Annotated in this window: 23 protein-coding genes; 22 read left to right on the forward strand and 1 reads right to left on the reverse strand. The window is 70.6% G+C overall.

Annotation, left to right across the window (positions count from 1 at the left end; all coding sequences use genetic code 11):
• Positions 1–2 precede the first annotated feature (2 nt).
• The 12 genes from ruvX (at position 3) to nusB (ending at position 10,005) form a co-directional block, all read left to right on the forward strand.
• Positions 3–473, forward strand: a complete 471-nt coding sequence (gene ruvX, locus ACZ573_RS17925) for a Holliday junction resolvase RuvX (protein ID WP_030009552.1) — start codon at positions 3–5, stop codon at positions 471–473.
• A 128-nt stretch (positions 474–601) separates the two neighbouring features.
• The gene (mltG, locus tag ACZ573_RS17930) at positions 602–2,389 is read left to right on the forward strand and encodes an endolytic transglycosylase MltG (RefSeq protein WP_471304866.1); all 1,788 of its coding nucleotides are present in this window, start codon (positions 602–604) and stop codon (positions 2,387–2,389) included.
• Between the two features lie 6 nt (positions 2,390–2,395).
• Positions 2,396–3,220: a shikimate dehydrogenase gene (locus ACZ573_RS17935; protein ID WP_471304868.1), complete on the forward strand. Its 825-nt coding sequence runs from the start codon at positions 2,396–2,398 to the stop codon at positions 3,218–3,220.
• 31 nt (positions 3,221–3,251) lie between these two features.
• Entirely contained in the window at positions 3,252–3,443 is a 192-nt protein-coding gene (locus ACZ573_RS17940) for a hypothetical protein (protein WP_471304871.1), read from the forward strand.
• A gap of 132 nt (positions 3,444–3,575) precedes the next feature.
• Positions 3,576–4,760: a chorismate synthase gene (aroC, locus tag ACZ573_RS17945; protein WP_301372376.1), complete on the forward strand. Its 1,185-nt coding sequence runs from the start codon at positions 3,576–3,578 to the stop codon at positions 4,758–4,760.
• Positions 4,757–5,275 (forward strand): shikimate kinase, encoded by a 519-nt coding sequence (locus ACZ573_RS17950; protein ID WP_471304873.1) that lies wholly within the window; start codon positions 4,757–4,759, stop codon positions 5,273–5,275. Before aroC ends, ACZ573_RS17950 begins: the two co-directional genes overlap by 4 nt.
• Positions 5,272–6,363 carry a 3-dehydroquinate synthase gene (gene aroB / locus ACZ573_RS17955; protein ID WP_266485348.1) on the forward strand — a complete coding sequence of 364 codons (1,092 nt, stop codon included), beginning with the start codon at positions 5,272–5,274 and terminating at the stop codon, positions 6,361–6,363. Before ACZ573_RS17950 ends, aroB begins: the two co-directional genes overlap by 4 nt.
• Entirely contained in the window at positions 6,360–6,800 is a 441-nt protein-coding gene (gene aroQ / locus ACZ573_RS17960; RefSeq protein WP_189740282.1) for a type II 3-dehydroquinate dehydratase, read from the forward strand. The genes aroB and aroQ overlap by 4 nt, the downstream gene beginning before the upstream one ends.
• Before the next feature lie 92 nt (positions 6,801–6,892).
• Positions 6,893–7,699, forward strand: coding sequence for an AAA family ATPase (locus tag ACZ573_RS17965; protein ID WP_471304875.1), 807 nt, complete (start codon positions 6,893–6,895; stop codon positions 7,697–7,699).
• A 135-nt stretch (positions 7,700–7,834) separates the two neighbouring features.
• A complete protein-coding gene (locus tag ACZ573_RS17970) occupies positions 7,835–8,941 on the forward strand; it encodes an aminopeptidase P family protein (RefSeq protein WP_471304877.1) in 1,107 nt (368 codons plus the stop codon).
• 59 nt (positions 8,942–9,000) lie between these two features.
• Positions 9,001–9,567, forward strand: coding sequence for an elongation factor P (efp, locus tag ACZ573_RS17975; protein ID WP_030008757.1), 567 nt, complete (start codon positions 9,001–9,003; stop codon positions 9,565–9,567).
• A gap of 3 nt (positions 9,568–9,570) precedes the next feature.
• Positions 9,571–10,005: a transcription antitermination factor NusB gene (gene nusB / locus ACZ573_RS17980; RefSeq protein ID WP_471304879.1), complete on the forward strand. Its 435-nt coding sequence runs from the start codon at positions 9,571–9,573 to the stop codon at positions 10,003–10,005.
• Between the two features lie 169 nt (positions 10,006–10,174).
• Here nusB and bldD read toward each other — a convergent pair whose 3' ends face one another.
• The gene (gene bldD, locus ACZ573_RS17985) at positions 10,175–10,675 is read right to left on the reverse strand and encodes a transcriptional regulator BldD (RefSeq protein WP_030008755.1); all 501 of its coding nucleotides are present in this window, start codon (positions 10,673–10,675) and stop codon (positions 10,175–10,177) included.
• A gap of 286 nt (positions 10,676–10,961) precedes the next feature.
• Here bldD and pyrR point away from each other — a divergent pair, with 286 nt between their 5' ends.
• From pyrR to gmk, 10 genes are all read left to right on the forward strand, one after another.
• Complete coding sequence (gene pyrR / locus ACZ573_RS17990) at positions 10,962–11,537, forward strand: bifunctional pyr operon transcriptional regulator/uracil phosphoribosyltransferase PyrR (protein WP_030732111.1); 576 nt, start codon at positions 10,962–10,964, stop codon at positions 11,535–11,537.
• A 106-nt stretch (positions 11,538–11,643) separates the two neighbouring features.
• The gene (locus ACZ573_RS17995) at positions 11,644–12,624 is read left to right on the forward strand and encodes an aspartate carbamoyltransferase catalytic subunit (RefSeq protein WP_471304882.1); all 981 of its coding nucleotides are present in this window, start codon (positions 11,644–11,646) and stop codon (positions 12,622–12,624) included.
• Between the two features lie 2 nt (positions 12,625–12,626).
• Positions 12,627–13,913, forward strand: coding sequence for a dihydroorotase (locus ACZ573_RS18000; RefSeq protein WP_468116471.1), 1,287 nt, complete (start codon positions 12,627–12,629; stop codon positions 13,911–13,913).
• Positions 13,910–14,491 (forward strand): PH-like domain-containing protein, encoded by a 582-nt coding sequence (locus ACZ573_RS18005; RefSeq protein WP_252308997.1) that lies wholly within the window; start codon positions 13,910–13,912, stop codon positions 14,489–14,491. The genes ACZ573_RS18000 and ACZ573_RS18005 overlap by 4 nt, the downstream gene beginning before the upstream one ends.
• A complete protein-coding gene (carA, locus tag ACZ573_RS18010) occupies positions 14,488–15,651 on the forward strand; it encodes a glutamine-hydrolyzing carbamoyl-phosphate synthase small subunit (RefSeq protein WP_471304885.1) in 1,164 nt (387 codons plus the stop codon). The genes ACZ573_RS18005 and carA overlap by 4 nt, the downstream gene beginning before the upstream one ends.
• Positions 15,644–18,952, forward strand: coding sequence for a carbamoyl-phosphate synthase large subunit (gene carB, locus ACZ573_RS18015; RefSeq protein WP_471304887.1), 3,309 nt, complete (start codon positions 15,644–15,646; stop codon positions 18,950–18,952). Before carA ends, carB begins: the two co-directional genes overlap by 8 nt.
• A gap of 91 nt (positions 18,953–19,043) precedes the next feature.
• Positions 19,044–20,153, forward strand: coding sequence for a quinone-dependent dihydroorotate dehydrogenase (locus ACZ573_RS18020; protein WP_471304888.1), 1,110 nt, complete (start codon positions 19,044–19,046; stop codon positions 20,151–20,153).
• The gene (pyrF, locus tag ACZ573_RS18025; protein WP_314249681.1) at positions 20,150–20,989 is read left to right on the forward strand and encodes an orotidine-5'-phosphate decarboxylase; all 840 of its coding nucleotides are present in this window, start codon (positions 20,150–20,152) and stop codon (positions 20,987–20,989) included. The genes ACZ573_RS18020 and pyrF overlap by 4 nt, the downstream gene beginning before the upstream one ends.
• A gap of 303 nt (positions 20,990–21,292) precedes the next feature.
• Entirely contained in the window at positions 21,293–21,616 is a 324-nt protein-coding gene (locus ACZ573_RS18030) for an integration host factor (RefSeq protein WP_030008746.1), read from the forward strand.
• 61 nt (positions 21,617–21,677) lie between these two features.
• Complete coding sequence (gmk, locus tag ACZ573_RS18035; RefSeq protein WP_471304892.1) at positions 21,678–22,241, forward strand: guanylate kinase; 564 nt, start codon at positions 21,678–21,680, stop codon at positions 22,239–22,241.
• Positions 22,242–22,275 lie beyond the last annotated feature (34 nt).

Genomic DNA, 22,275 nt, shown 5'->3' on the forward strand with positions numbered 1-22,275 from the left:
CGATGACGCTGCGCCGCGGCCGCCGGCTCGCCATCGATGTCGGGGACGCCCGGATCGGGGTCGCCTCGTGCGACCCCGACGGGGTGCTGGCCACACCGGTGGAAACCGTTCCGGGCCGGGACATCCCCTTCGCGCACCGGCGGCTGCGGCAGCTCGTCGAGGAGTACGAGCCCCTCGAAGTCGTGGTCGGCCTTCCCCGCTCGCTCAGCGGGCGGGAGGGGCCGGCCGCGGTCAAGGTGCGCGCCTTCGCCAACGAACTCGCCAAGGGCATCAAGCCGGTGACGGTCCGTCTGGTGGACGAGCGGATGACCACGGTCACCGCCGCCCAGGGTCTGCGCGCCTCCGGGAAGAACGCCAAGAAGGGCCGGTCGGTCATCGATCAGGCAGCCGCTGTGGTGATCCTTCAGAACGCTCTTGAGACCGAACGGGTATCAGGTAATCCTCCCGGTGAGTGCGTCGAAGTGGTTGTCTGATCGCGATACGGTAACGTTCCGCGCGATGAGACGGCATTCGAACAGCCGTCGCCCACCGTCAAAGAGGCGGAACCGGGTGCCACGGACGACGGAGTCCGTGGCCTCCGTCTCGCGGCTCTAGGGGACCGATGACTGAGTATGGCCGGGGCCGTGGCCCCGAACCCTGGCAACCCGAGGACCCCCTTTACGGGGACCAGGGGTGGACCGGGCACCAGACCCAGCAGGGCCAGGTGCCTCACGCCGGTGCCCCGCAGCAGCAGGAGTACCGACAGGAGCCGCAGTACCAGCAGCAGTACCCCCAGCATCCGCAGTACGAGCAGTACCCGGAGTACCAGCAGCAGCAATACCAGCAGCAGCAGTACCCGCAGGGGCAGTACCCGCAGCAGGCGCAGCAGCAGCAACCGCAGCAGCCGCAGCAGTACATGCAGGGCCAGTACCCGCAGCAGCAGGGCTATGCCCCGCAGCAGCAGGCGCAGCAGCCCCAGCCGCAGCAGCAGCCGGTGTACGACAGCCAGGGCTGGGACACGGGCCAGGGCCAGTACGCGGCGGCGGTGCAGCCCGACGCGTACGCGGGCGTGGACCCCTACACCCAGCAGCCCGTGGCGGGCTATCCGGGTGAGGCCCCCGACCTCTACAGCACGGAAGACGCCTACGAGCCGCCGCAGCCCCCGGGCCGGCGGCACCTGGAGCCGGAACCCGTCGAGGAGCCGGAGCCGGCGGAGGAGCCGGAGAAGGGCCTGCTCACCGACGGTGGAGGCCGTGACGGCGACGACGACGGCGACGACGGTGACGGCCGCCGGGGCGGCCGCTCCAAGGGCGGCAAGCCCAAGAAGCGCAGCGGCACGGCCTGCCTGGTCGCCGCGGTCGTCATCCTCGGCGTGGTCGGCGGTGGCGGCTACTACGGCTACAACTACATCAAGGCCCGCTTCGCCTCGGCCGAGGACTTCGCGGGCGAGGGCACCGGAGAGATCGTCGAGGTCGAGATCCCCAAGGGCTCGGGCCTCATGCAGATGGGCCTGATCCTCAAGAAGGCGGGCGTCGTCGCCAGCGGGCAGGCGTTCGTCGACGCCGCGTCCAAGCTCCCTCCGGGCAAGGCCATCCAGGCCGGTGTCTACCCGCTCAGGAAGAAGATGTCGGCCGCGTCCGCGGTCGAGGTCATGAGCGACCCCTCGAAGCTGAACGTCATCACGGTCACCGAAGGCATGCGCAACACCGCGGTGTATGCGGCGATCGACAAGAAGCTGGGCCAGCAGGAGGGCACCACCGCCGAGATCGCCAAGCGCGAGGTCAAGAACCTCGGCCTGCCGGCCTGGGCGAACAACAACCCGAAGCTGATCGACCCGCTCGAAGGCTTCCTGTACCCGGCGCGCTACGACCTCAGCAAGGACAGCACCCCCGACTCCCTGCTCAAGCAGATGGTCAAGAACGCGACCGACAAGTACACGGAGCTGGGCCTCGAGGGCAAGGCCAAGGAGCTGGGCCTGGAGAATCCGCTCCAGGTGGTCACGGTCGCCAGCCTCGTCAACGCCGAGGGCAAGAACCACGACGACTTCCGGAAGATGGCCGAGGTGGTCTACAACCGCCTCAAGAAGACCAACGACGTCACGAACCAGAAGCTCCAGTTCGACTCGACGTACAACTACGTCAAGAACCAGAGCGAGATCAACTTCAACCTGAAGGAAGCCCAGGCCTTCGACCACCCCTACAACACGCACTTCGTCAGGGGACTGCCCACGGGTCCGATCAACAACCCGGGCCTGGACGCGCTGACCGCTACGCTCAACCCGGACCACGGTGGCTGGATGTTCTTCGTGTCGGTCGACGGCAAGACCACGACCTTCACCAAGACCTACGAAGAGCACACCAAACTGGCCAACGAGTTCCAGGAACGGCAGAAGCAGAAGAACGGCGGATAGCAGGACATGTCACGCATAAGGGCCGCGGTGTTGGGTTCGCCCATCGAGCACTCCCTCTCACCGGTGCTGCACCGCGCCGCTTATCAGGAGCTCGGCCTCGACGACTGGTCGTACGACCGCTTCGAGATCGACGAGGCCGCGCTCCCGCAGTTCGTGACAGGACTCGGCCCCGAGTGGGCCGGGCTGTCCCTGACCATGCCGCTCAAGCGGGCGATCATGCCGCTGCTGGACGGCATCAGTGACACGGCCGCCTCCGTCGAGGCGGTCAACACCGTCGTCCTCACCGAGGACGGCCGGCGCCTCGGCGACAACACCGACATCCCCGGCATCGTCGCCGCGCTCCACGAGCGCGGCGTCGAGAAGGTGCCCTCCGCCGCCATCCTCGGCGCCGGAGCCACGGCCTCCTCGGCGCTCGCCGCGCTCTCGCGGATCTGCTCCGGCGAGGTCACGGCGTACGTCCGCTCGGCGGCCCGCGCGGACGAGATGCGGCAGTGGGGCGAGCGGCTCGGCGTGCCCGTCCGCACGGCCGACTGGTCCGGGGCGGCCGCCGCGCTGTCCGCACCCCTGGTGATCGCCACCACTCCGGCCGGTACGACCGACGCCCTGGCGGCGTCCGTACCCGAAGGGGCGGGCACCCTCTTCGACGTCCTGTACGACCCCTGGCCGACCGCACTGGCCGCGGCCTGGTCCCGGCAGGGCGGCCAGGTCGTCGGCGGACTCGACCTCCTCGTCCACCAGGCCGTGCTCCAGGTCGAGCTGATGACGGGCCGGACCCCGGGTCCGCTCGCCGCCATGAGGGCCGCCGGAGAGCGGGCGCTCGCCGCCCGGTAGGCTTTCCGCCTGCGTATTCTCAGGGGGCGGCATGGACGGGAACAGCACGGATCAGGTACTCGCGTCGAGGTGGGATCTCCCCCTCGTCATCGCCAGCATGGCCAGGGTGGCGTTCGGCAACCTGCCCCTGTGGGCCAAGGCGCTCATTCTCGGACTCTTCGGTTCCGTCGTCCTCTGGTACGGGATCACCTGGCAGCGCGAGCGCGGCCGGCGGGCCCGCTGACGCCCCAGGCGTCCGATAGCTGGACCGGGGCCCGATAAACCCCTCCGGACGTGGGAGGATCGGGTGAGGCGGGTCCGGGCCGCGCACCCGATCGCGCCGTCGCTGTACCAGGCGCGAGCATGAGGAGCATCGTTGAGCAGGTTGCGTTGGCTGACCGCAGGAGAGTCGCACGGACCGGCACTGGTCGCGACGCTGGAGGGTCTTCCCGCCGGCGTCCCGGTCACCACCGAGCTGGTGGCCGATCACCTGGCCCGGCGCCGGCTCGGCTATGGCCGCGGTGCCCGGATGAAGTTCGAGCAGGACGAGATCACCTTCCTCGGCGGCGTCCGCCACGGCCTGTCCCAGGGCTCCCCGATCGCGGTCATGATCGGCAACACCGAGTGGCCCAAGTGGGAGACGGTCATGTCGGCCGACCCCGTCGACCCCTCGCTGCTCAAGGACACCGGCCGCAACGCGCCGCTGACCCGTCCGCGCCCCGGCCACGCCGACCTCGCCGGCATGCAGAAGTACGGCTTCGACGAGGCCCGGCCGATCCTGGAGCGCGCCAGCGCCCGGGAGACCGCCGCCCGCGTCGCCCTCGGCGCCGTCGCCCGCTCCTTCATCAAGGAGGTCGCCGGCATCGAGATCGTCTCGCACGTGGTGGAACTGGCCGCGGCCAAGGCCCCGTACGGCGTCTACCCGACCCCCGCCGACGTCGACAAGCTCGACGCCGACCCGGTGCGCTGCCTCGACGCGGACGCCAGCAAGGCGATGGTCGCGGAGATCGACCAGGCCCACAAGGACGGCGACACCCTCGGCGGCGTCGTCGAGGTGCTGGCGTACGGAGTCCCGGTCGGCCTCGGCTCCCACGTCCACTGGGACCGCCGCCTCGACGCCCGCCTCGCCGCCGCCCTCATGGGCATCCAGGCCATCAAGGGGGTCGAGGTCGGTGACGGCTTCGAGCTCGCCCGCGTGCCCGGCTCGAAGGCGCACGACGAGATCGTCTCCACCCCCGAGGGCCTGAGGCGCACCTCCGGCCGCTCCGGCGGCACCGAGGGCGGACTGACCACCGGCGAACTGCTGCGCGTACGCGCCGCGATGAAGCCCATCGCGACGGTCCCGCGCGCGCTGGCGACCGTCGACGTGGCCACCGGAGAGGCGACGGTGGCCCACCACCAGCGCTCCGACGTGTGCGCCGTGCCGGCCGCCGGCATCGTCGCCGAAGCCATGGTCGCCCTCGTCCTGGCCGACGCGGTCGTCGAGAAGTTCGGAGGGGACTCCGTCCCGGAGACCCGCCGCAACGTCCGGTCGTACCTCGACAACCTGCAGATCCGGTGACGGCCGGACCACTGGTCGTCCTCGTCGGCCCCATGGGGTCCGGCAAGTCCACGGTGGGGGCGCTGCTCGCCGAGCGGCTCGGCGTCCCCTACCGGGACACCGACGCCGACATCGCCCTGGCCCAGGGCCGGGAGATCTCCGACATCTTCGTCGACGAGGGCGAGCCGTACTTCCGTGAGCTCGAGCGGCAGGCGGTCGCCGCCGCCGTCGCCGGGCACACCGGAGTCCTCGCCCTCGGCGGCGGCGCCGTCCTCGACGAGGGCACCCGCGCGCTGCTGGCCGGCCTGCCCGTCGCCTATCTGTCGATGGACGTCGAGGAAGCCGTACGGCGCGTGGGTCTCGGCGCCGCCCGCCCGCTGCTCGCCGTCAACCCACGCCGCCAGTGGCGCGAGCTGATGGACGCCCGGCGCCCCCTGTACACCGAAGTCGCGCGCGTCGTCGTCGCCACCGACGACCGCACCCCCGAAGAGGTCGCCCAGGCGGTCCTCGACGCTCTGGAGTTGAAGGACGTATGACAGACCAGGTGACGCGGATCCAGGTCGGCGCGAGCGCCGGACACGACGCGTACGACGTGCTGGTCGGCCGGCAGCTGCTCGGCGAGCTCGGCTCCCTGATCGGTACGAAGGCCCAGCGGGTCGCCGTGATCCACCCCGAGGCGCTCGCCTCGACGGGTGAGGCGCTGCGCGACGACCTGGCCGAGCAGGGCTACGAGGCGGTCGCCATCCAGGTGCCGAACGCCGAGGAGGCCAAGACCATCGAGGTCGCCGCCTACTGCTGGAAGGCGCTGGGCCAGTCCGGCTTCACCCGCACCGACGTCATCGTCGGCGTCGGCGGGGGAGCCACCACCGACCTCGCGGGCTTCGTCGCGGCCTCCTGGCTGCGCGGGGTGCGCTGGGTCGCCGTACCGACCACCGTCCTGGCGATGGTGGACGCGGCGGTCGGCGGCAAGACCGGCATCAACACCGCCGAGGGCAAGAACCTGGTGGGTGCCTTCCACCCGCCGGCCGGTGTGCTCTGCGACCTGGCGGCCCTGGACTCGCTGCCGGTCAACGACTATGTCAGCGGCCTCGCCGAGATCATCAAGGCCGGGTTCATCTCCGACCCGGTGATCCTCGACCTGATCGAGGAGGACCCGGCGGCGGCGCGTACGCCCGAGGGCCCGCACACCGCCGAGCTCATCGTGCGCTCCATCCAGGTCAAGGCCGACGTGGTCTCCAGCGACCTCAAGGAGTCGGGACTGCGCGAGATCCTCAACTACGGCCACACCCTCGCGCACGCCATCGAGAAGAACGAGCGCTACAAGTGGCGGCACGGCGCGGCCGTGTCCGTCGGCATGGTCTTCGCCGCCGAGCTCGGCCGGCTCGCCGGCCGGCTCGACGACGCGACGGCCGACCGGCACAAGGCGGTCCTGGCCTCGGTCGGGCTGCCGCTGACCTACCGCGGCGACCAGTGGTCCAAGCTGCTCCAGACCATGCAGGTCGACAAGAAGTCCCGCGGCAACCTGCTGCGCTTCATCGTCCTCGACGGGCTGGCCAAGCCGACCGTCCTGGAGGGGCCCGACCCGGCGCACCTGGTCGCGGCCTACGGTGAGGTGTCGGCGTGAGCCGCCGCGTCCTCGTGCTGAACGGCCCGAACCTGGGCCGGCTCGGCTCGCGCGAGCCCGATGTGTACGGGGCCACCTCGTATGCGGGACTGGTGGAGAGCTGCCGTTCGCTGGGCGAGGAGCTCGGCTTCGACGTCGAGGTCCGGGAGACCAACGACGAGGGCGAGCTGATCCGCTGGCTGCACGAGGCGGCGGACGGGAAGATCCCCGTGGTCATCAACCCGGGGGCCTTCACCCACTACTCGTACGGCATGCGGGACGCGGCCGCGCAGCGCACGGCGCCGCTGATCGAGGTGCACATCTCGAATCCGTACGCCCGCGAGGAGTTCCGCCACACCTCGGTCATCGCGGCCGTGGCGACCGGAACGGTGGCGGGCTTCGGTATCGGTTCGTACCGCCTCGCGCTGCGCGCACTGGCGGACGAGATCTCCGCCTGACACGCTGCCTGACGGTGCTGGTGGACGGCCGGGTCCCGGCAGTCATATAACGTTCTCGCATCAGTCGCCGGAACGAGACGGAGTGGCAGCGGATGCAGCACGGAGTGGGGGGCGGGGGCGGGGGCGCGGGCTGGGGGCAGCCGGGACCGCGTCCGTCGGCGCCCCCGCAGCCGCCGATACCCCCGGCGCAGGGCTGGCCGGGCTCGCCCCCGCCGCAGTCTCCGCCCCAGCCACCCCACCAGCCGCCTCACCAGCACCATCAGTCGCAGCCGGTGGCCGCCGTACCGGAGGCCACCGGGCACATCCCGCTGCCGCCCGCGGTGCCGGGCACCGGCGGGGCCGTCCTCGCCGTCCTGCTGATCGGCCCGGCCGGCGCCGGTAAGACCACCGTCGCCCGGCACTGGGCCAGCACCCGGCCCGTGCCGACCGCCCACGTCAGCCTGGACGACGTCCGCGAGTGGGTCTGCTCCGGCTTCGCGGACCCCCAGGCGGGCTGGAACGAGCACTCCGAGGCCCAGTACCGGCTCGCCCGCCGCACCTGCGGCTTCGCCGCCCGCAACTACCTGGCGAACGGCATCTCCTGCATCCTGGACGACGCCGTCTTCCCGGACCGGCCCGTGGTCGGGCTGGGCGGCTGGAAGCGGCACGTGGGCCCCACGCTGCTGCCGGTGGTGCTGCTGCCCGGCCTGGAGATCGTCCTGGAGCGCAACGCGGCCCGCTCCGGCAACCGCCGCCTCTCCGACGAGGAAGTCGCCCGGATCCACGGCCGGATGGCCGGCTGGTACGGCTCCGGACTGCCGATCATCGACAACTCCCACCTCGACGTCGAGGGCACCGCCCGCGCCCTCGACGAGGCCCTGGCCCGCGCCCTGTCGGCCCCCGGCGGCTGGCCCGCGTAGGACGTGTCCGCAGGGGCGTACCGGCGCCCGCGCCGGGCTCCCGCCCGACCGGCACGGCATCGCCCCAGGTCGTCCCAGGCCCGTCCGGACGCGCTCGCCGGGCCGGATCGGCGGGGCGCTCGTACGCTCGAAGACATGTCAGACGTGTACGCCGCCCGCCGGGACCTGCTTCGCGACCGATGCGCCGCCGCGGGGAACGCCGCCGCACTGATCACGCGTCCGGCGAACGTCCGCTACCTCTCCGGGGCGTCCCCGCTCGGCGCGGTGCTGCTCGTCGGCCCCACCGAGGACATGCTGTTCTGCTCCGGCGCGCCCACCGGCGAGGCCGACGAGGGCCGCCTCGACGAGCACCTGACCGTCTCCGTCCTGGGCAGCCCCGGCGGGGACCCGGCCGTCGCGGCCGCCGATCTGGCCGCCTCCGTCCGGGCCGACTCGCTCGCGGTGGAGGAGCACCACCTCACCGTCGGCCGCCACCGGGCCCTGCGCTCCGTCGCGCCCAAACTGCGCCTCGCCGACCTCGGCACCGCCGTCGAGCAGCAGCGCCTCGTCAAGGACGAGGAGGAGATCGCCTGCCTGCGGATCGCCGCCGAGATCGCCGACCAGGCCCTCGGGGAGCTGCTGGAGTCCATCCTCGTCGGGCGCACCGAACGGCACCTCGCCCTGGAGCTGGAGCGGCGGCTCGTCGACCACGGGGCGGACGGCCCCGCCTTCCCGACCTCCGTCGGCACCGGCCCGCACTCCGGCCGCTCCCGGCACCGGCCCTCCGACCGCAGGGTGGAGGAGAGCGACTTCCTCACGGTCTGCCTGGGCGCCAACTACCGTGGCTACCGGTGCGAGATCGGCCGGACCTTCGTGATCGGCACCAGCCCCGCCGACTGGCAGATCGAGCTGTACGACCTCGTCTTCACCGCCCAGCGGGCCGGGCGCGAGGCCCTGCTGCCCGGGGCCGCGTACCGGGACGTGGACCATGCCGCACGCTCCGTCCTGGACTCGGCGGGCCACGCGGAAGCCCTCGCTCCGTCGACCGGACACGGCGTGGGCCTCGAAATCGACGAGGACCCGCAGCTTGCACCTACGGCAATGGGTAAACTGGACGCTTGCGTGCCGGTCACCGTCGAACCGGGGGTTCACCTCCCGGGCCGGGGAGGTGTCCGGATCGATGACACGCTCGTCGTACGCCCCGAGGCGGACGGCGGTCCCGAGCTACTCACCATTACGACCAAGGAGCTGCTCGCGCTCTAGCCGGCTCTGCCGGGCTGTGCGCGCACCCGTGGTCTTCCAGTGCAGGAGATTCCGCAACCGTGGCTTCCACGAACGACCTCAAGAACGGCATGGTGCTCAAGCTCGACGGTGACCAGCTCTGGTCCGTCGTCGAGTTCCAGCACGTCAAGCCCGGCAAGGGCCCGGCCTTCGTGCGCACCAAGCTCAAGCACGTGCTCTCCGGCAAGGTCGTCGACAAGACGTTCAACGCCGGCACGAAGGTCGAGACGGCCACCATCGACCGCCGTGACATGCAGTTCTCTTACATGGACGGCGAGTACTTCGTCTTCATGGACATGACCACCTTCGACCAGCTGATGGTGGACAAGAAGGCTGTGGGCGACGCCGCCAACTTCCTGATCGAGGGCTTCACCGCCTCCGTCGCCCAGCACGAGGGCGAGGTGCTCTACGTCGAGCTCCCGGCTGCGGTCGAGCTCAAGATCGAGCACACCGACCCGGGCGTCCAGGGCGACCGCTCCACCGGCGGCACCAAGCCCGCCACCCTGGAGACCGGCTACGAGATCCAGGTCCCGCTCTTCGTCACCACCGGCGAGACGGTCAAGGTCGACACCCGCACCAGCGACTACCTCGGCCGGAAGAGCAACTAACCCGTGGCTGCTCGGAGCAATGCGCGCAAGCGCGCCTTCCAGATCCTCTTCGAGGCGGACCAGCGCGACGTACCCGTCCGCGAGGTCCTCGCGGACTGGATCCGCCACGCGCGGTCGGACGACCGGCAGTCGCCGGTCAGCGCCTTCACGATGGATCTCGTCGAGGGTTACGCCGACAAGGTGAACCGCATCGACGATCTGATCATCACCTACGCCGTGGACTGGGAACTCGACCGCATGCCGGTCGCGGACCGGAACATCCTGCGGCTCGGTGCCTACGAGCTGATCTGGGTGGACGACACCCCGGACGCCGTGGCCATCGACGAGGCCGTCCAGCTGGCCAAGGAGTTCTCGACGGACGAGTCCCCCTCGTTCGTGAACGGGCTGCTGGCCCGCTTCAAGGACCTGAAGCCGAGCCTGCGGCGCAGCGAGAGCTGACCGCACGGACCGGCGCCGGCACCGCCATACGGAAGGGCCCGCAACGTACGCGTTGCGGGCCCTTCCGTGTGCGGCGAGGGGCGAGGGAACGCAAAAACCGGTGGGCGCCGGACCCCGCAAGGGTCCGGCGCCCACCGGTAAACGTTTCTGCTGGTCCGGAGACCGGGACTCAGAGTTCCTCGTGCGCCACGGCGCGACGGGCGTCCGCGTCCAGCACGCCCCAGCTGATCAGCTGCTCGGTCAGGACCGAGGGGGACTGGTCGTAGATGACGGCCAGGGTGCGCAGGTCGTCCTGGCGGATCGACAGCACCTTGCCGTTGTAGTCGCCCCGCTGGCTCTGGATCGTCGCCGCGTACCGCTGCAGCGGTCCGGCCTTCTCGGCGGGGACGCCCGCCAGGCGCTCCAGGTCGAGGCGCAGCTTCGGCGGCGGCTCGGCAGCCCCGCCGGGCGTCGTACCCGGCAGCAGCTCCTGCACCGGAACCCCGTAGAAGTCCGCCAGCTCGGCGAGACGCTGGACGGTCACGGCGCGGTCCCCGCGCTCGTAGGAACCGACCACGACGGCCTTCCACCGGCCCTGGGACTTCTCCTCGACACCGTGGAGGGAAAGGCCCTGCTGGGTGCGGATGGCGCGGAGCTTGGCCCCGAGCTGTTTGGCGTATTCGCTGGACATAACGCTCCCGGACGCTGTGACGCTGTGACTGGTGGACACTGCGACTACGTAACTACGTGCGGCTCCGCCGCGCGGCTGGTAACTCACTGTGAGGTTACGCAGCGTTACTTGGATGCGTCAAGCCGAATGGTCTTCGTCGCCCCCTGGGTGTTCGTCCCAGCAGTCCTGAGAGAGCCATTCCGTCCCGGTCCGGTCCGAGTCACCGGCCTCTCCCTGGTACCGTGTGAGGCGTACATCAGACGTCCTTTAAGGTCCGTCCCGTGAGGCGGAGAAGGAGGTCCTTTCCATGGACACCCAGCAGAACACCGATTCCATGCGCCCCGTACTCGAAGCGCAGGACATCGCGCGGGTCCTGACCCGCATCGCCCACGAGATCGTCGAACGCGCCAAGGGCGCCGACGACGTGGTGCTCCTCGGCATTCCCACCCGCGGTGTCTACCTCGCCCGCCGGCTGGCCGCCAAGCTCGAAGAGATCACCGGCACCAAGATCCCGGTCGGCTCCCTCGACATCACCATGTACCGCGACGACCTGCGGATGAAGCCCGCCCGCGCGATCGGTCGCACCGAGATCCCCGGCGACGACCTCGACGGCCGCCTCGTCGTCCTCGTCGACGACGTGCTCTTCTCCGGCCGCACCATCCGCGCCGCCCTCGACGCCCTCGGCGACCTCGGCCGCCCCCGCGCCGTGCAGCTCGCGGTCCTCGTCGACAGAGGCCACCGCGAACTGCCGATCCGCGCCGACTACGTCGGCAAGAACCTCCCCACGTCGCTGCGGGAGACCGTCAAGGTCCAGCTCCAGGAGGAGGACGGCCGTGACGCCGTGCTGCTCGGCCAGCGGACCGCCCAGGCAGCAGGTCAGTAGACCGTCCGGGTGACGGGCCCCGACCGGGCCCGCGCCGAGCCCTGCCCTGCCCGCTCGCACCCCTGCAGTCAGTCCGCCTGCCCTCCCGACCTACGGAGCCATCCAGATGAAGCGCCACCTCATCTCGGCCGCCGACCTCACGCGCGACGACGCCGTCCTGATCCTCGACACCGCCGAGGAGATGGCCCGTGTCGCGGACCGGCCGATCAAGAAGCTGCCCACCCTGCGCGGCCTCACCGTCGTCAACCTCTTCTTCGAGGACTCGACCCGCACCCGGATCTCCTTCGAGGCGGCCGCCAAGCGGCTCTCGGCCGACGTCATCAACTTCTCCGCGAAGGGTTCCTCCGTTTCCAAGGGCGAATCCCTGAAGGACACCGCGCTGACCCTGGAGGCCATGGGCGCCGACGCGGTCGTCATCCGCCACCACGCCTCCGGCGCCCCCTACCGGCTCGCGACCTCCGGCTGGATCGACTCCGCCGTGGTCAACGCCGGCGACGGCACCCACGAGCACCCCACCCAGGCCCTGCTGGACGCCTTCACCATGCGCCGCCGCCTGGTCGGCCGCGACGCCGGCCTCGGCAAGGACCTCGGCGGCCGGCGCATCACCATCGTCGGCGACATCCTGCACAGCCGCGTGGCCCGCTCCAACGTCCACCTGCTGCACACCCTCGGCGCCGAGGTCACCCTGGTGGCCCCGCCCACGCTCGTCCCGATCGGCGTCGAGACCTGGCCCTGCGAGGTCTCGTACAACCTCGACGAGGTGCTGCCGAAGTCCGATGCGGTGATGATGCTGCGTGTGCAGCGCGAACGCATGAACGCCGCCTTCTTCCCGACCGAGCGCGAGTACTCCCGCCGGTACGGCCTCGACGGCGACCGCATGGCGAAGATGCCCGAGCACGCCATCGTGATGCACCCCGGCCCGATGAACCGCGGCATGGAGATCACCGCCCAGGTCGCCGACTCCGACCGCTGCACGGCCGTCGAGCAGGTCGCCAACGGCGTCTCCACCCGGATGGCCGTCCTGTACCTGCTGCTCGGAGGCTCCGAGCCCGCCGTCACCACCGCCCGTACCGAGGAGAGCAAGTAACCATGAGCAAGATCCTTATCCGTGGCGCGAAGGTACTCGGCGGCGAGGCGCAGGACGTCCTGATCGACGGCGAGACCATCGCCGAGGTCGGCCAGAACCTCTCCGCCGAGGGCGCGACCGTCATCGAGGCCGAGGGCCAGATCCTCCTCCCCGGCCTCGTCGACCTGCACACCCACCTGCGCGAGCCCGGCCGCGAGGACTCCGAGACCGTCCTCACCGGCACCCGCGCCGCCGCCTCCGGCGGCTACACCGCCGTGTTCGCCATGGCGAACACCTTCCCGGTCGCCGACACGGCCGGCGTCGTCGAGCAGGTCTGGCGCCTGGGCAAGGAGTCCGGCTACTGCGACGTGCAGCCCATCGGCGCCGTCACCGTCGGCCTGGAGGGCAAGCAGCTCTCCGAGCTCGGCGCCATGCACGAGTCCGCCGCCCGCGTCACCGTCTTCTCCGACGACGGCAAGTGCGTGGACGACGCCGTGATCATGCGCCGCGCCCTGGAGTACGTGAAGGCCTTCGGCGGAGTCGTCGCCCAGCACGCCCAGGAGCCCCGCCTCACCGAGGGCGCCCAGATGAACGAGGGCATCGTCTCCGCGGAACTCGGTCTCGGCGGCTGGCCGGCCGTCGCCGAGGAGTCGATCATCGCCCGCGACGTCCTGCTCGCCGAGCACGTCGGCTCCCGCGTCCACATCTGCCACCTTTCCACCGCCGGATCCGTCGAGATCGTCCGCTGGGCCAAGTCCCGCGGCATCGACGTCACCGCCGAGGTCACCCCCCACCACCTCCTCCTCACCGAGGAGCTCGTGCGCTCGTACAACGCGGTCTACAAGGTCAACCCGCCGCTGCGCACCGAGCGCGACGTGCTGGCCCTGCGCGAGGCGCTCGCCGACGGCACGATCGACATCGTCGCCACCGACCACGCCCCGCACCCGCACGAGGACAAGGACTGCGAGTGGGCCGCCGCCGCCATGGGCATGGTCGGTCTGGAGACCGCGCTCTCCGTCGTCCAGCAGACGATGGTCGAGACCGGACTGCTCGACTGGGCGGGCGTCGCCGAGCGGATGAGCTTCGCTCCGGCGCGCATCGGCAGCCTGGAGAACCACGGCCGTCCCGTCTCGGCAGGTGAACCCGCGAACCTGACCTTGGTCGATACCTCGTACCGTGGTGTCGTGGACCCCGCACACTTCGCCTCCCGCAGCCGCAACACGCCTTACGAGGGCCGTGAGCTGCCGGGGCGCGTCACTCATACCTTCCTGCGGGGCCGGGCAACGGTCGTGGACGGGAAACTGGCGTGACACCTGCAGTAATCCAACTGGCCGCCGAGGCTGCCGAACGACAGTCGGCGGAGGTGACCAGCTTCGGTGCCCGCATGGCGTGGGTGATCGGCCTGGCCGTCTTCGTCGCGTTCGTCTACTGGCTGATGCGGCAGGGCTGGAAATGGCGCGGCGCTCTGCAGAACGATCTGCCGGAGCTGCCCGCCGCACCCGACGGTCTTCCCGAGCACCGGCTGGCCCTGACCGGCCGCTACCACGGGTCCACCACCGCCGGGCAGTGGCTCGACCGGATCGTCGCCCACGGTCTGGGCCTGCGCAGCCGGGTCGAGCTCACGCTCACCGACGCGGGCCTCGACGTGGTCCGACCGGGTGCGGGCGACTTCTTCGTACCGGCCGCGCAGCTGCGCGGCGCCCGCCTCGACAAGGGAATCGCGGGCAAGGTACTCACCGAGGGCGGTCTCCTCGTCGTCACCTGGGCGCACGGCGACAAGCTGATCGACTCCGGATTCCGCTCCGACCGCGCGGCCGAACACGCCGCCTGGGTCGAAGCCATCAATCTCATGAACTCATCCATCACGACGGAAGGCGCCGAACGATGACGACCTCCACCAGGGGAGCAGCCAAAGCTCCCGCCGTACTCGTCCTGGAGGACGGTCGGATCTTCCGCGGCCGCGCCTACGGCGCTGTGGGGGAGACCTTCGGCGAGGCCGTGTTCTCCACGGGCATGACCGGCTACCAGGAGACCCTCACCGACCCGTCGTACCACCGGCAGGTCGTCGTGATGACCGCCCCGCACGTGGGCAACACCGGCGTCAACGACGAGGACCCCGAGTCCTCCCGCATCTGGGTCGCCGGCTACGTCGTACGCGACCCCGCCCGCGTCCCCTCCAACTGGCGCTCCCGGCGCTCGCTGGACGAGGAGCTCGTCAAGCAGGGCGTCGTCGGCATCTCCGGCATCGACACCCGCGCCCTGACCCGCCACCTGCGCGAGCGCGGCGCCATGCGCGTCGGCATCTTCTCGGGCGAGGCCTGGGTCGGCATCCGCGACGAGGCCCTGCTGGCCAAGGTCCAGGCGCAGCCGCAGATGAAGGGGGCGAACCTCTCTGCCGAGGTTGCCACCAAGGAGACGTACGTGGTCCCCGCGATCGGCGAGAAGCGCTTCACCGTCGCCGCCGTCGACCTCGGCATCAAGGGCATGACCCCGCACCGGATGGCCGAGCGCGGCATCGAGGTGCACGTGCTGCCCGCCACCGCCACCGTCGAGGACGTCTACGCGGTGAACCCCGACGGCGTGTTCTTCTCCAACGGCCCGGGCGACCCGGCGACCGCCGACCACGCGGTCGCCGTCATGCAGGGCGTCCTCGCCCGCAAGACCCCGCTCTTCGGCATCTGCTTCGGCAACCAGATCCTGGGCCGCGCGCTCGGCTTCGGCACCTACAAGCTGAAGTACGGCCACCGCGGCATCAACCAGCCGGTGCAGGACCGCACCACCGGCAAGGTCGAGATCACCGCGCACAACCACGGCTTCGCCGTCGACGCGCCCCTCGACAAGGTCTCGGAGACCGCCTACGGCCGCGCCGAGGTCTCCCACGTCTGCCTGAACGACAACGTCGTGGAAGGCCTCCAGCTGCTCGACCAGCCGGCCTTCTCCGTCCAGTACCACCCCGAGGCTGCCGCCGGCCCGCACGACGCCGCGTACCTCTTCGACCGTTTCACGTCTTTGATGGAAACCGCCCTGATGGAGGCCGAGCGTGCCTAAGCGCACCGATATCCAGTCCGTCCTGGTCATCGGCTCCGGCCCGATCGTCATCGGACAGGCCGCCGAGTTCGACTACTCCGGCACCCAGGCCTGCCGCATCCTCAAGGCCGAGGGCCTGCGGGTCATCCTGGTGAACTCCAACCCCGCGACGATCATGACCGACCCGGAGATCGCCGACGCCACGTACGTCGAGCCGATCACCCCCGAGTTCGTCGAGAAGATCATCGCCAAGGAGCGCCCCGACGCGCTGCTCCCGACCCTCGGCGGCCAGACCGCGCTCAACACCGCGATCTCCATGCACGAGCAGGGTGTGCTGGAGAAGTACGGCGTCGAGCTCATCGGCGCCAACGTGGAGGCCATCAACAAGGGCGAGGACCGCGACCTCTTCAAGGGCGTCGTCGAGGCCGTCAAGGCCAAGATCGGATACGGCGAGTCCGCCCGCTCGGTCATCTGCCACTCGATGGACGACGTCATCAAGGGCGTCGAGACCCTCGGCGGCTACCCCGTCGTCGTCCGCCCCTCCTTCACCATGGGCGGCGCCGGCTCCGGCTTCGCCCACGACGAGGACGAGCTGCGCCGCATCGCCGGCCAGGGCCTCACGCTCTCCCCGACCACCGAGGTGCTCCTGGAGGAGTCCATCCTCGGCTGGAAGGAGTACGAGCTGGAGCTGATGCGCGACACCAAGGACAACGTGGTCGTCGTCTGCTCCATCGAGAACTTCGACCCGATGGGCGTCCACACCGGCGACTCCATCACCGTCGCCCCGGCGATGACCCTGACCGACCGCGAGTACCAGCGGCTGCGCGACATCGGCATCGCGATCATCCGCGAGGTCGGCGTCGACACCGGCGGCTGCAACATCCAGTTCGCGATCGACCCGGCCGACGGCCGCGTCATCGTCATCGAGATGAACCCGCGCGTCTCCCGCTCCTCGGCGCTTGCGTCGAAGGCCACCGGCTTCCCGATCGCCAAGATCGCCGCCAAGCTGGCCATCGGCTACACGCTCGACGAGGTCCCCAACGACATCACCGAGAAGACCCCGGCCTCCTTCGAGCCGTCCCTCGACTACGTCGTCGTCAAGGCCCCGCGCTTCGCCTTCGAGAAGTTCCCGCTGGCCGACGCCACCCTCACCACCACCATGAAGTCGGTCGGCGAGGCCATGGCCATCGGCCGCAACTTCACCGAGGCCCTCCAGAAGGCCCTGCGCTCCCTGGAGAAGAAGGGCTCGCAGTTCACCTTCGTCGGCCCCACCGGCGACAAGGACGAGCTGCTGCGCACCGCGGTCCGCCCGACCGACGGCCGCATCAACACCGTCATGCAGGCCATCCGCGCCGGCGCCACCCAGGAAGAGGTCTTCGAGTTCACGAAGATCGACCCCTGGTTCGTCGACCAGCTCTTCCTCATCAAGGAGATCGCGGACGAGCTGACCGCCGCCGAGAAGCTCGGCCCCGAGCTGCTCGCCGAGGCCAAGCGCCACGGCTTCTCCGACGCCCAGATCGCCGAGATCCGCGGCCTGCGCGAGGACGTCGTCCGCGAGGTCCGCCACGCCCTCGGTGTCCGCCCGGTCTACAAGACGGTCGACACCTGCGCCGCCGAGTTCGCCGCGAAGACCCCGTACTTCTACTCCTCGTACGACGAGGAGTCCGAGGTCGCGCCCCGCACCAAGCCCGCGGTGATCATCCTGGGCTCCGGCCCGAACCGCATCGGCCAGGGCATCGAGTTCGACTACTCCTGCGTCCACGCCTCCTTCGCCCTCAGCGACGCCGGCTACGAGACCGTGATGGTCAACTGCAACCCGGAGACCGTCTCCACCGACTACGACACCTCCGACCGCCTGTACTTCGAGCCGCTGACGCTCGAGGACGTGCTGGAGATCGTCCACGCCGAGTCGCTGGCCGGCCCCATCGCCGGTGTCGTCGTCCAGCTCGGCGGCCAGACCCCCCTCGGCCTCGCCCAGGCCCTCAAGGACAACGGCGTCCCCGTCGTCGGCACCTCCCCGGAGGCCATCCACGCCGCCGAGGACCGCGGCGCCTTCGGCCAGGTCCTCGCCGACGCCGGCCTGCCGGCTCCCAAGCACGGCACCGCCACCACCTTCGCGGGTGCGAAGGCGATCGCCGACGAGATCGGCTACCCGGTCCTGGTCCGCCCGTCCTACGTGCTCGGCGGCCGCGGCATGGAGATCGTCTACGACGAGGCCCGCCTCGAGTCGTACATCGCCGAGTCCACCGAGATCTCCCCGACCCGCCCCGTGCTGGTCGACCGCTTCCTCGACGACGCGATCGAGATCGACGTCGACGCCCTCTACGACGGCCACGAGCTCTACCTCGGCGGCGTCATGGAGCACATCGAGGAAGCCGGCATCCACTCCGGCGACTCGGCCTGCGCCCTGCCCCCGATCACCCTCGGCGGCTACGACATCAAGCGCCTGCGCGCCTCCACCGAGGCGATCGCCAAGGGCGTCGGCGTCCGCGGCCTGATCAACATCCAGTTCGCGATGGCCGGCGACATCCTCTACGTCCTGGAGGCCAACCCGCGCGCCTCCCGGACCGTCCCCTTCACCTCGAAGGCCACGGCCGTCCCGCTCGCGAAGGCCGCCGCCCGCATCTCGCTCGGCACCACCATCGCCGAGCTGCGCGCCGAGGGCCTGCTGCCGAAGACCGGCGACGGCGGCACCCTGCCGATCGACGCGCCGATCTCCGTCAAGGAGGCCGTCATGCCGTGGTCGCGCTTCCGCGACATCCACGGCCGCGGTGTGGACACCGTCCTCGGCCCCGAGATGCGCTCCACCGGCGAGGTCATGGGCATCGACGCCGTCTTCGGCACCGCCTACGCCAAGTCGCAGGCCGGCGCCTACGGCCCGCTGCCCACCAAGGGCCGCGCCTTCATCTCGGTGGCCAACCGCGACAAGCGCTCGATGATCTTCCCGGCGCGCGAGCTCGTCGCCCACGGCTTCGAGCTGATGGCCACCTCCGGCACCGCCGAGGTGCTGCGCCGCAACGGCATCAACGCCACCGTGGTGCGCAAGCTCAGCGAGGGCGAGGGCCCGAACGGCGAGAAGACCATCGTCCAGCTGATCCACGACGGCCAGGTCGACCTGATCGTCAACACCCCGTACGGCACCGGCGGCCGCCTCGACGGCTACGAGATCCGTACGGCGGCCGTGGCCCGCAGCGTCCCCTGCCTGACCACGGTCCAGGCGCTCGCCGCCGCCGTCCAGGGCATCGACGCGCTCAACCGCGGCGACGTGGGCGTCCGCTCCCTCCAGGAGCACGCGGAGCACCTGACCGCAGCCCGCGACTGACGCAGGCCCGTACAGCCCGGACACGGGGAGGGGGACACCGGTTTCACGACGGGTGTCCCCCTCTTCACGAGCGCAGAGGGATTTTCCGACGATGTACAAAACATTCTTCAATCTGGTCTTCAAGCGGATGGACCCGGAGCAGGCCCACTACCTGGCCTTCCGCTGGATCCGCCTCGCCGCCCGCACCCCCGTGCTGCGCACCTTCGTCGCGGCCGCCCTGGCCCCGCGCTACGAGGAGCTCCGCACCGAGGCCCTCGGCCTGCGCATGCACGGCCCCTTCGGCCTCGCCGCCGGCTTCGACAAGAACGCCGTCGCCATCGACGGAATGTCGATGCTCGGCTTCGACCACATCGAGATCGGCACGGTCACGGCCGAGCCGCAGCCCGGCAACCCGAAGAAGCGGCTCTTCCGCCTCGTGGCGGACCGCGCGCTGATCAACCGCATGGGCTTCAACAACGAGGGCTCGGCGGCCGTGGCGGCCCGCCTGGCGGCCCGTGAGGCGGTCTTCCGGACCGTCGTCGGCGTCAACATCGGCAAGACGAAGGTCGTGCCCGAGGAGGAGGCCGTGGGGGACTACGTCGCCTCCACCGAGCGCCTCGCCCGGCACGCCGACTACCTCGTGGTGAACGTCTCCTCGCCGAACACCCCGGGCCTGCGCAACCTCCAGGCCACCGAGTCGCTGCGCCCGCTGCTGACGGCCGTACGGGAGGCCGCCGACCGCACGGTGACCGGCCGCCGGGTGCCGCTGCTGGTCAAGATCGCCCCCGACCTCGCGGACGAGGACGTCGACGCGGTCGCCGACCTGGCCCTGGAGCTCGGCCTGGACGGCATCATCGCGACGAACACCACCATCGCCCGCGAGGGGCTGGGCCTGAAGTCCTCCCCGTCCCTGGTGAAGGAGACCGGCGGGCTCTCCGGCGCCCCCGTCAAGGAGCGCTCGCTGGAGGTCCTGCGCCGCCTGTACGCCCGCGTGGGGGACCGCCTGGTCCTGGTCGGGGTCGGCGGCATCGAGAACGCCGAGGACGCCTGGCAGCGGATCCTGGCCGGCGCCACGCTGATCCAGGGCTACAGCGCCTTCATCTACGAGGGCCCGTTCTACGCCCGCGCCATCCACAAGGGCCTCGCCGCGCGCCTGGCCAACAGCCCGTACGCGACGCTCGCCGAAGCGGTGGGCGCCGAGACCCGAAAGGCCACCAAGTGACTGTGACCCCGTTCGGCACCCGCCTGCGCGCGGCGATGGACTCCCGGGGCCCGCTGTGCGTCGGCATCGACCCGCACGCCGCCCTGCTGGCGCAGTGGGGCCTGGACGACGACATCGCGGGCCTGGAGCGGTTCTCCCGTACGGTCGTCGAGGCGCTCGCCGAGTCGGTGGCGGTCTTCAAGCCCCAGGCCGCCTTCTTCGAGCGGTTCGGCTCGAAGGGCGTGGCCGTCCTGGAGCGGGCCGTCGCGGACGCCCGGGCGGCCGGGACGCTGGTCGTCATGGACGCGAAGCGCGGGGACATCGGCTCGACCATGGCGGCGTACGCCTCGGCCTTCCTGGACCCGGCCTCGCCGCTGTTCTCGGACGCGCTGACGGTCTCCCCGTACCTGGGCTACGGCTCGCTGAAGCCGGCCGTCGACCTGGCCCGGGAGTCGGGCGCGGGCCTGTTCGTCCTGGCGCTGACCTCGAACCCGGAGGGCGCCGAGGTCCAGCGGGCGGTCCGCGAGGACGGCCGGACGATCGGCGCGACGATGCTGGCGCACCTGGCGGCGGAGAATGCGGACGCCGCCCCCATGGGCTCCTTCGGCGCGGTGGTCGGTGCCACGCTGGGCGATCTGTCCTCCTTCGACCTGGACATCAACGGGCCGCTGCTGGCCCCCGGCATCGGCGCGCAGGGCGCGACGGCGGCGGACCTGCCGGGCGTCTTCGGCAAGGCGGTGCGCAACGTGGTCCCGAACGTCTCTCGGGGGGTCCTGAAGCACGGTCCGGACGTGAGCGCCCTGCGCGACGCGGCGCGGCGCTTCGCCGACGAGATCCACGAGGCCGTCACCGCGTGATCGGTCACCCGGGACGCCCTGCCGCACCTCCGCGGCAGGGCGTCCCGCATTTCTTGGCGAAACTCGAACGCTCTTCATCGGACAAAACCGGGGTATTTTGTCCGTGATGTACGGTTCAGTGGAGGCTGACCAGGACTTTTCGTCCGTTCTCGCTGACTGGAGCGTTGTTGGCCGCTAGTCTCCGACCAGAGTGAACGTGCAGCGAACGCGTTTCGATCGCTGTTCGGGAGCTCGCCAGGTGTGGTGCCTTCGGGCTGCCCACCGGTCCGTATCCGACAGTTCGACATCCGAGGTGACGTAGGCGTGGCTCTTCCGCCCCTTACCCCTGAACAGCGCGCAGCCGCGCTCGAAAAGGCCGCCGCGGCTCGCCGGGAGCGGGCCGAGGTCAAGAATCGACTCAAGCACTCCGGTGCCTCGCTCCAAGAGGTCATCAAGACGGGCCAGGAGAACGACGTCATCGGCAAGATGAAGGTCTCCGCCCTGCTGGAGTCCCTGCCTGGCGTGGGCAAGGTGCGCGCCAAGCAGATCATGGAGCGTCTCGGCATCTCCGAGTCCCGGCGTGTCCGAGGTCTCGGTTCCAACCAGATCGCCTCTCTGGAGCGCGAGTTCGGCAGCACCGGCGCCTGAGGCGTCGCCTGAAGTTCTCCCGGCGTTCTCAGGCAGTCCTGAGAACCTGGATAATCGCTCTATGGCAGCAGAGGTTCGTCCGCGGCTGACCGTGCTCTCCGGCCCTTCAGGGGTCGGCAAGAGCACGGTCGTCGCGCATATGCGCAAGGTTCACCCCGAGGTATGGCTCTCGGTGTCGGCCACCACCCGCAAGCCGCGGCCCGGTGAGCGACACGGAGTCCACTACTTCTTCGTCAATGACGACGAGTTCGACAAGCTGATCGCCAACGGCGAGCTGCTGGAGTGGGCCGAGTTCGCGGGCAACCGCTACGGCACCCCCCGCGGCGCGGTGCTGGAACGCCTGGACAACGGCGAGCCGGTACTGCTGGAGATCGATCTCCAGGGGGCACGGCTCGTCCGCGAGTCCAAGCCCGACGCCCAGCTGGTCTTCCTGGCCCCGCCGAGCTGGGACGAGCTGGTCCGCCGGCTGACCGGCCGGGGCACCGAATCGGCGGCGGTCATCGAGCGCCGGCTCGCGGCCGCCAAGATCGAACTCGCTGCCGAATCCGAGTTCGACACCACCCTGGTCAACACCTCCGTCGAGGACGTGGCCCGTGAGCTGCTAGCCTTGATGGCAGTTGTCTGATCGTTGATCGATGTTTTTGATTCGGTCGATTCCA

The organism is Streptomyces sp. NPDC040545 (genome assembly GCF_055595065.1).

Coding starts and splice junctions, on each gene's coding strand:
- ACZ573_RS18020 (WP_471304888.1), top strand. CDS start 19,044: ATGTACAAAACATTCTTCAATCTGGTCTTCAAGCGGATGGACCCGGAG.
- ACZ573_RS17970 (WP_471304877.1), top strand. CDS start 7,835: ATGTCAGACGTGTACGCCGCCCGCCGGGACCTGCTTCGCGACCGATGC.
- ACZ573_RS17940 (WP_471304871.1), top strand. CDS start 3,252: ATGGACGGGAACAGCACGGATCAGGTACTCGCGTCGAGGTGGGATCTC.
- carA (WP_471304885.1), top strand. CDS start 14,488: ATGACGACCTCCACCAGGGGAGCAGCCAAAGCTCCCGCCGTACTCGTC.
- ACZ573_RS18000 (WP_468116471.1), top strand. CDS start 12,627: ATGAGCAAGATCCTTATCCGTGGCGCGAAGGTACTCGGCGGCGAGGCG.
- aroB (WP_266485348.1), top strand. CDS start 5,272: ATGACAGACCAGGTGACGCGGATCCAGGTCGGCGCGAGCGCCGGACAC.
- bldD (WP_030008755.1), bottom strand. CDS start 10,675: ATGTCCAGCGAATACGCCAAACAGCTCGGGGCCAAGCTCCGCGCCATC.
- ACZ573_RS17965 (WP_471304875.1), top strand. CDS start 6,893: ATGCAGCACGGAGTGGGGGGCGGGGGCGGGGGCGCGGGCTGGGGGCAG.
- gmk (WP_471304892.1), top strand. CDS start 21,678: ATGGCAGCAGAGGTTCGTCCGCGGCTGACCGTGCTCTCCGGCCCTTCA.
- ACZ573_RS17995 (WP_471304882.1), top strand. CDS start 11,644: ATGAAGCGCCACCTCATCTCGGCCGCCGACCTCACGCGCGACGACGCC.
- ACZ573_RS17935 (WP_471304868.1), top strand. CDS start 2,396: ATGTCACGCATAAGGGCCGCGGTGTTGGGTTCGCCCATCGAGCACTCC.
- ruvX (WP_030009552.1), top strand. CDS start 3: ATGACGCTGCGCCGCGGCCGCCGGCTCGCCATCGATGTCGGGGACGCC.
- mltG (WP_471304866.1), top strand. CDS start 602: ATGACTGAGTATGGCCGGGGCCGTGGCCCCGAACCCTGGCAACCCGAG.
- pyrR (WP_030732111.1), top strand. CDS start 10,962: ATGGACACCCAGCAGAACACCGATTCCATGCGCCCCGTACTCGAAGCG.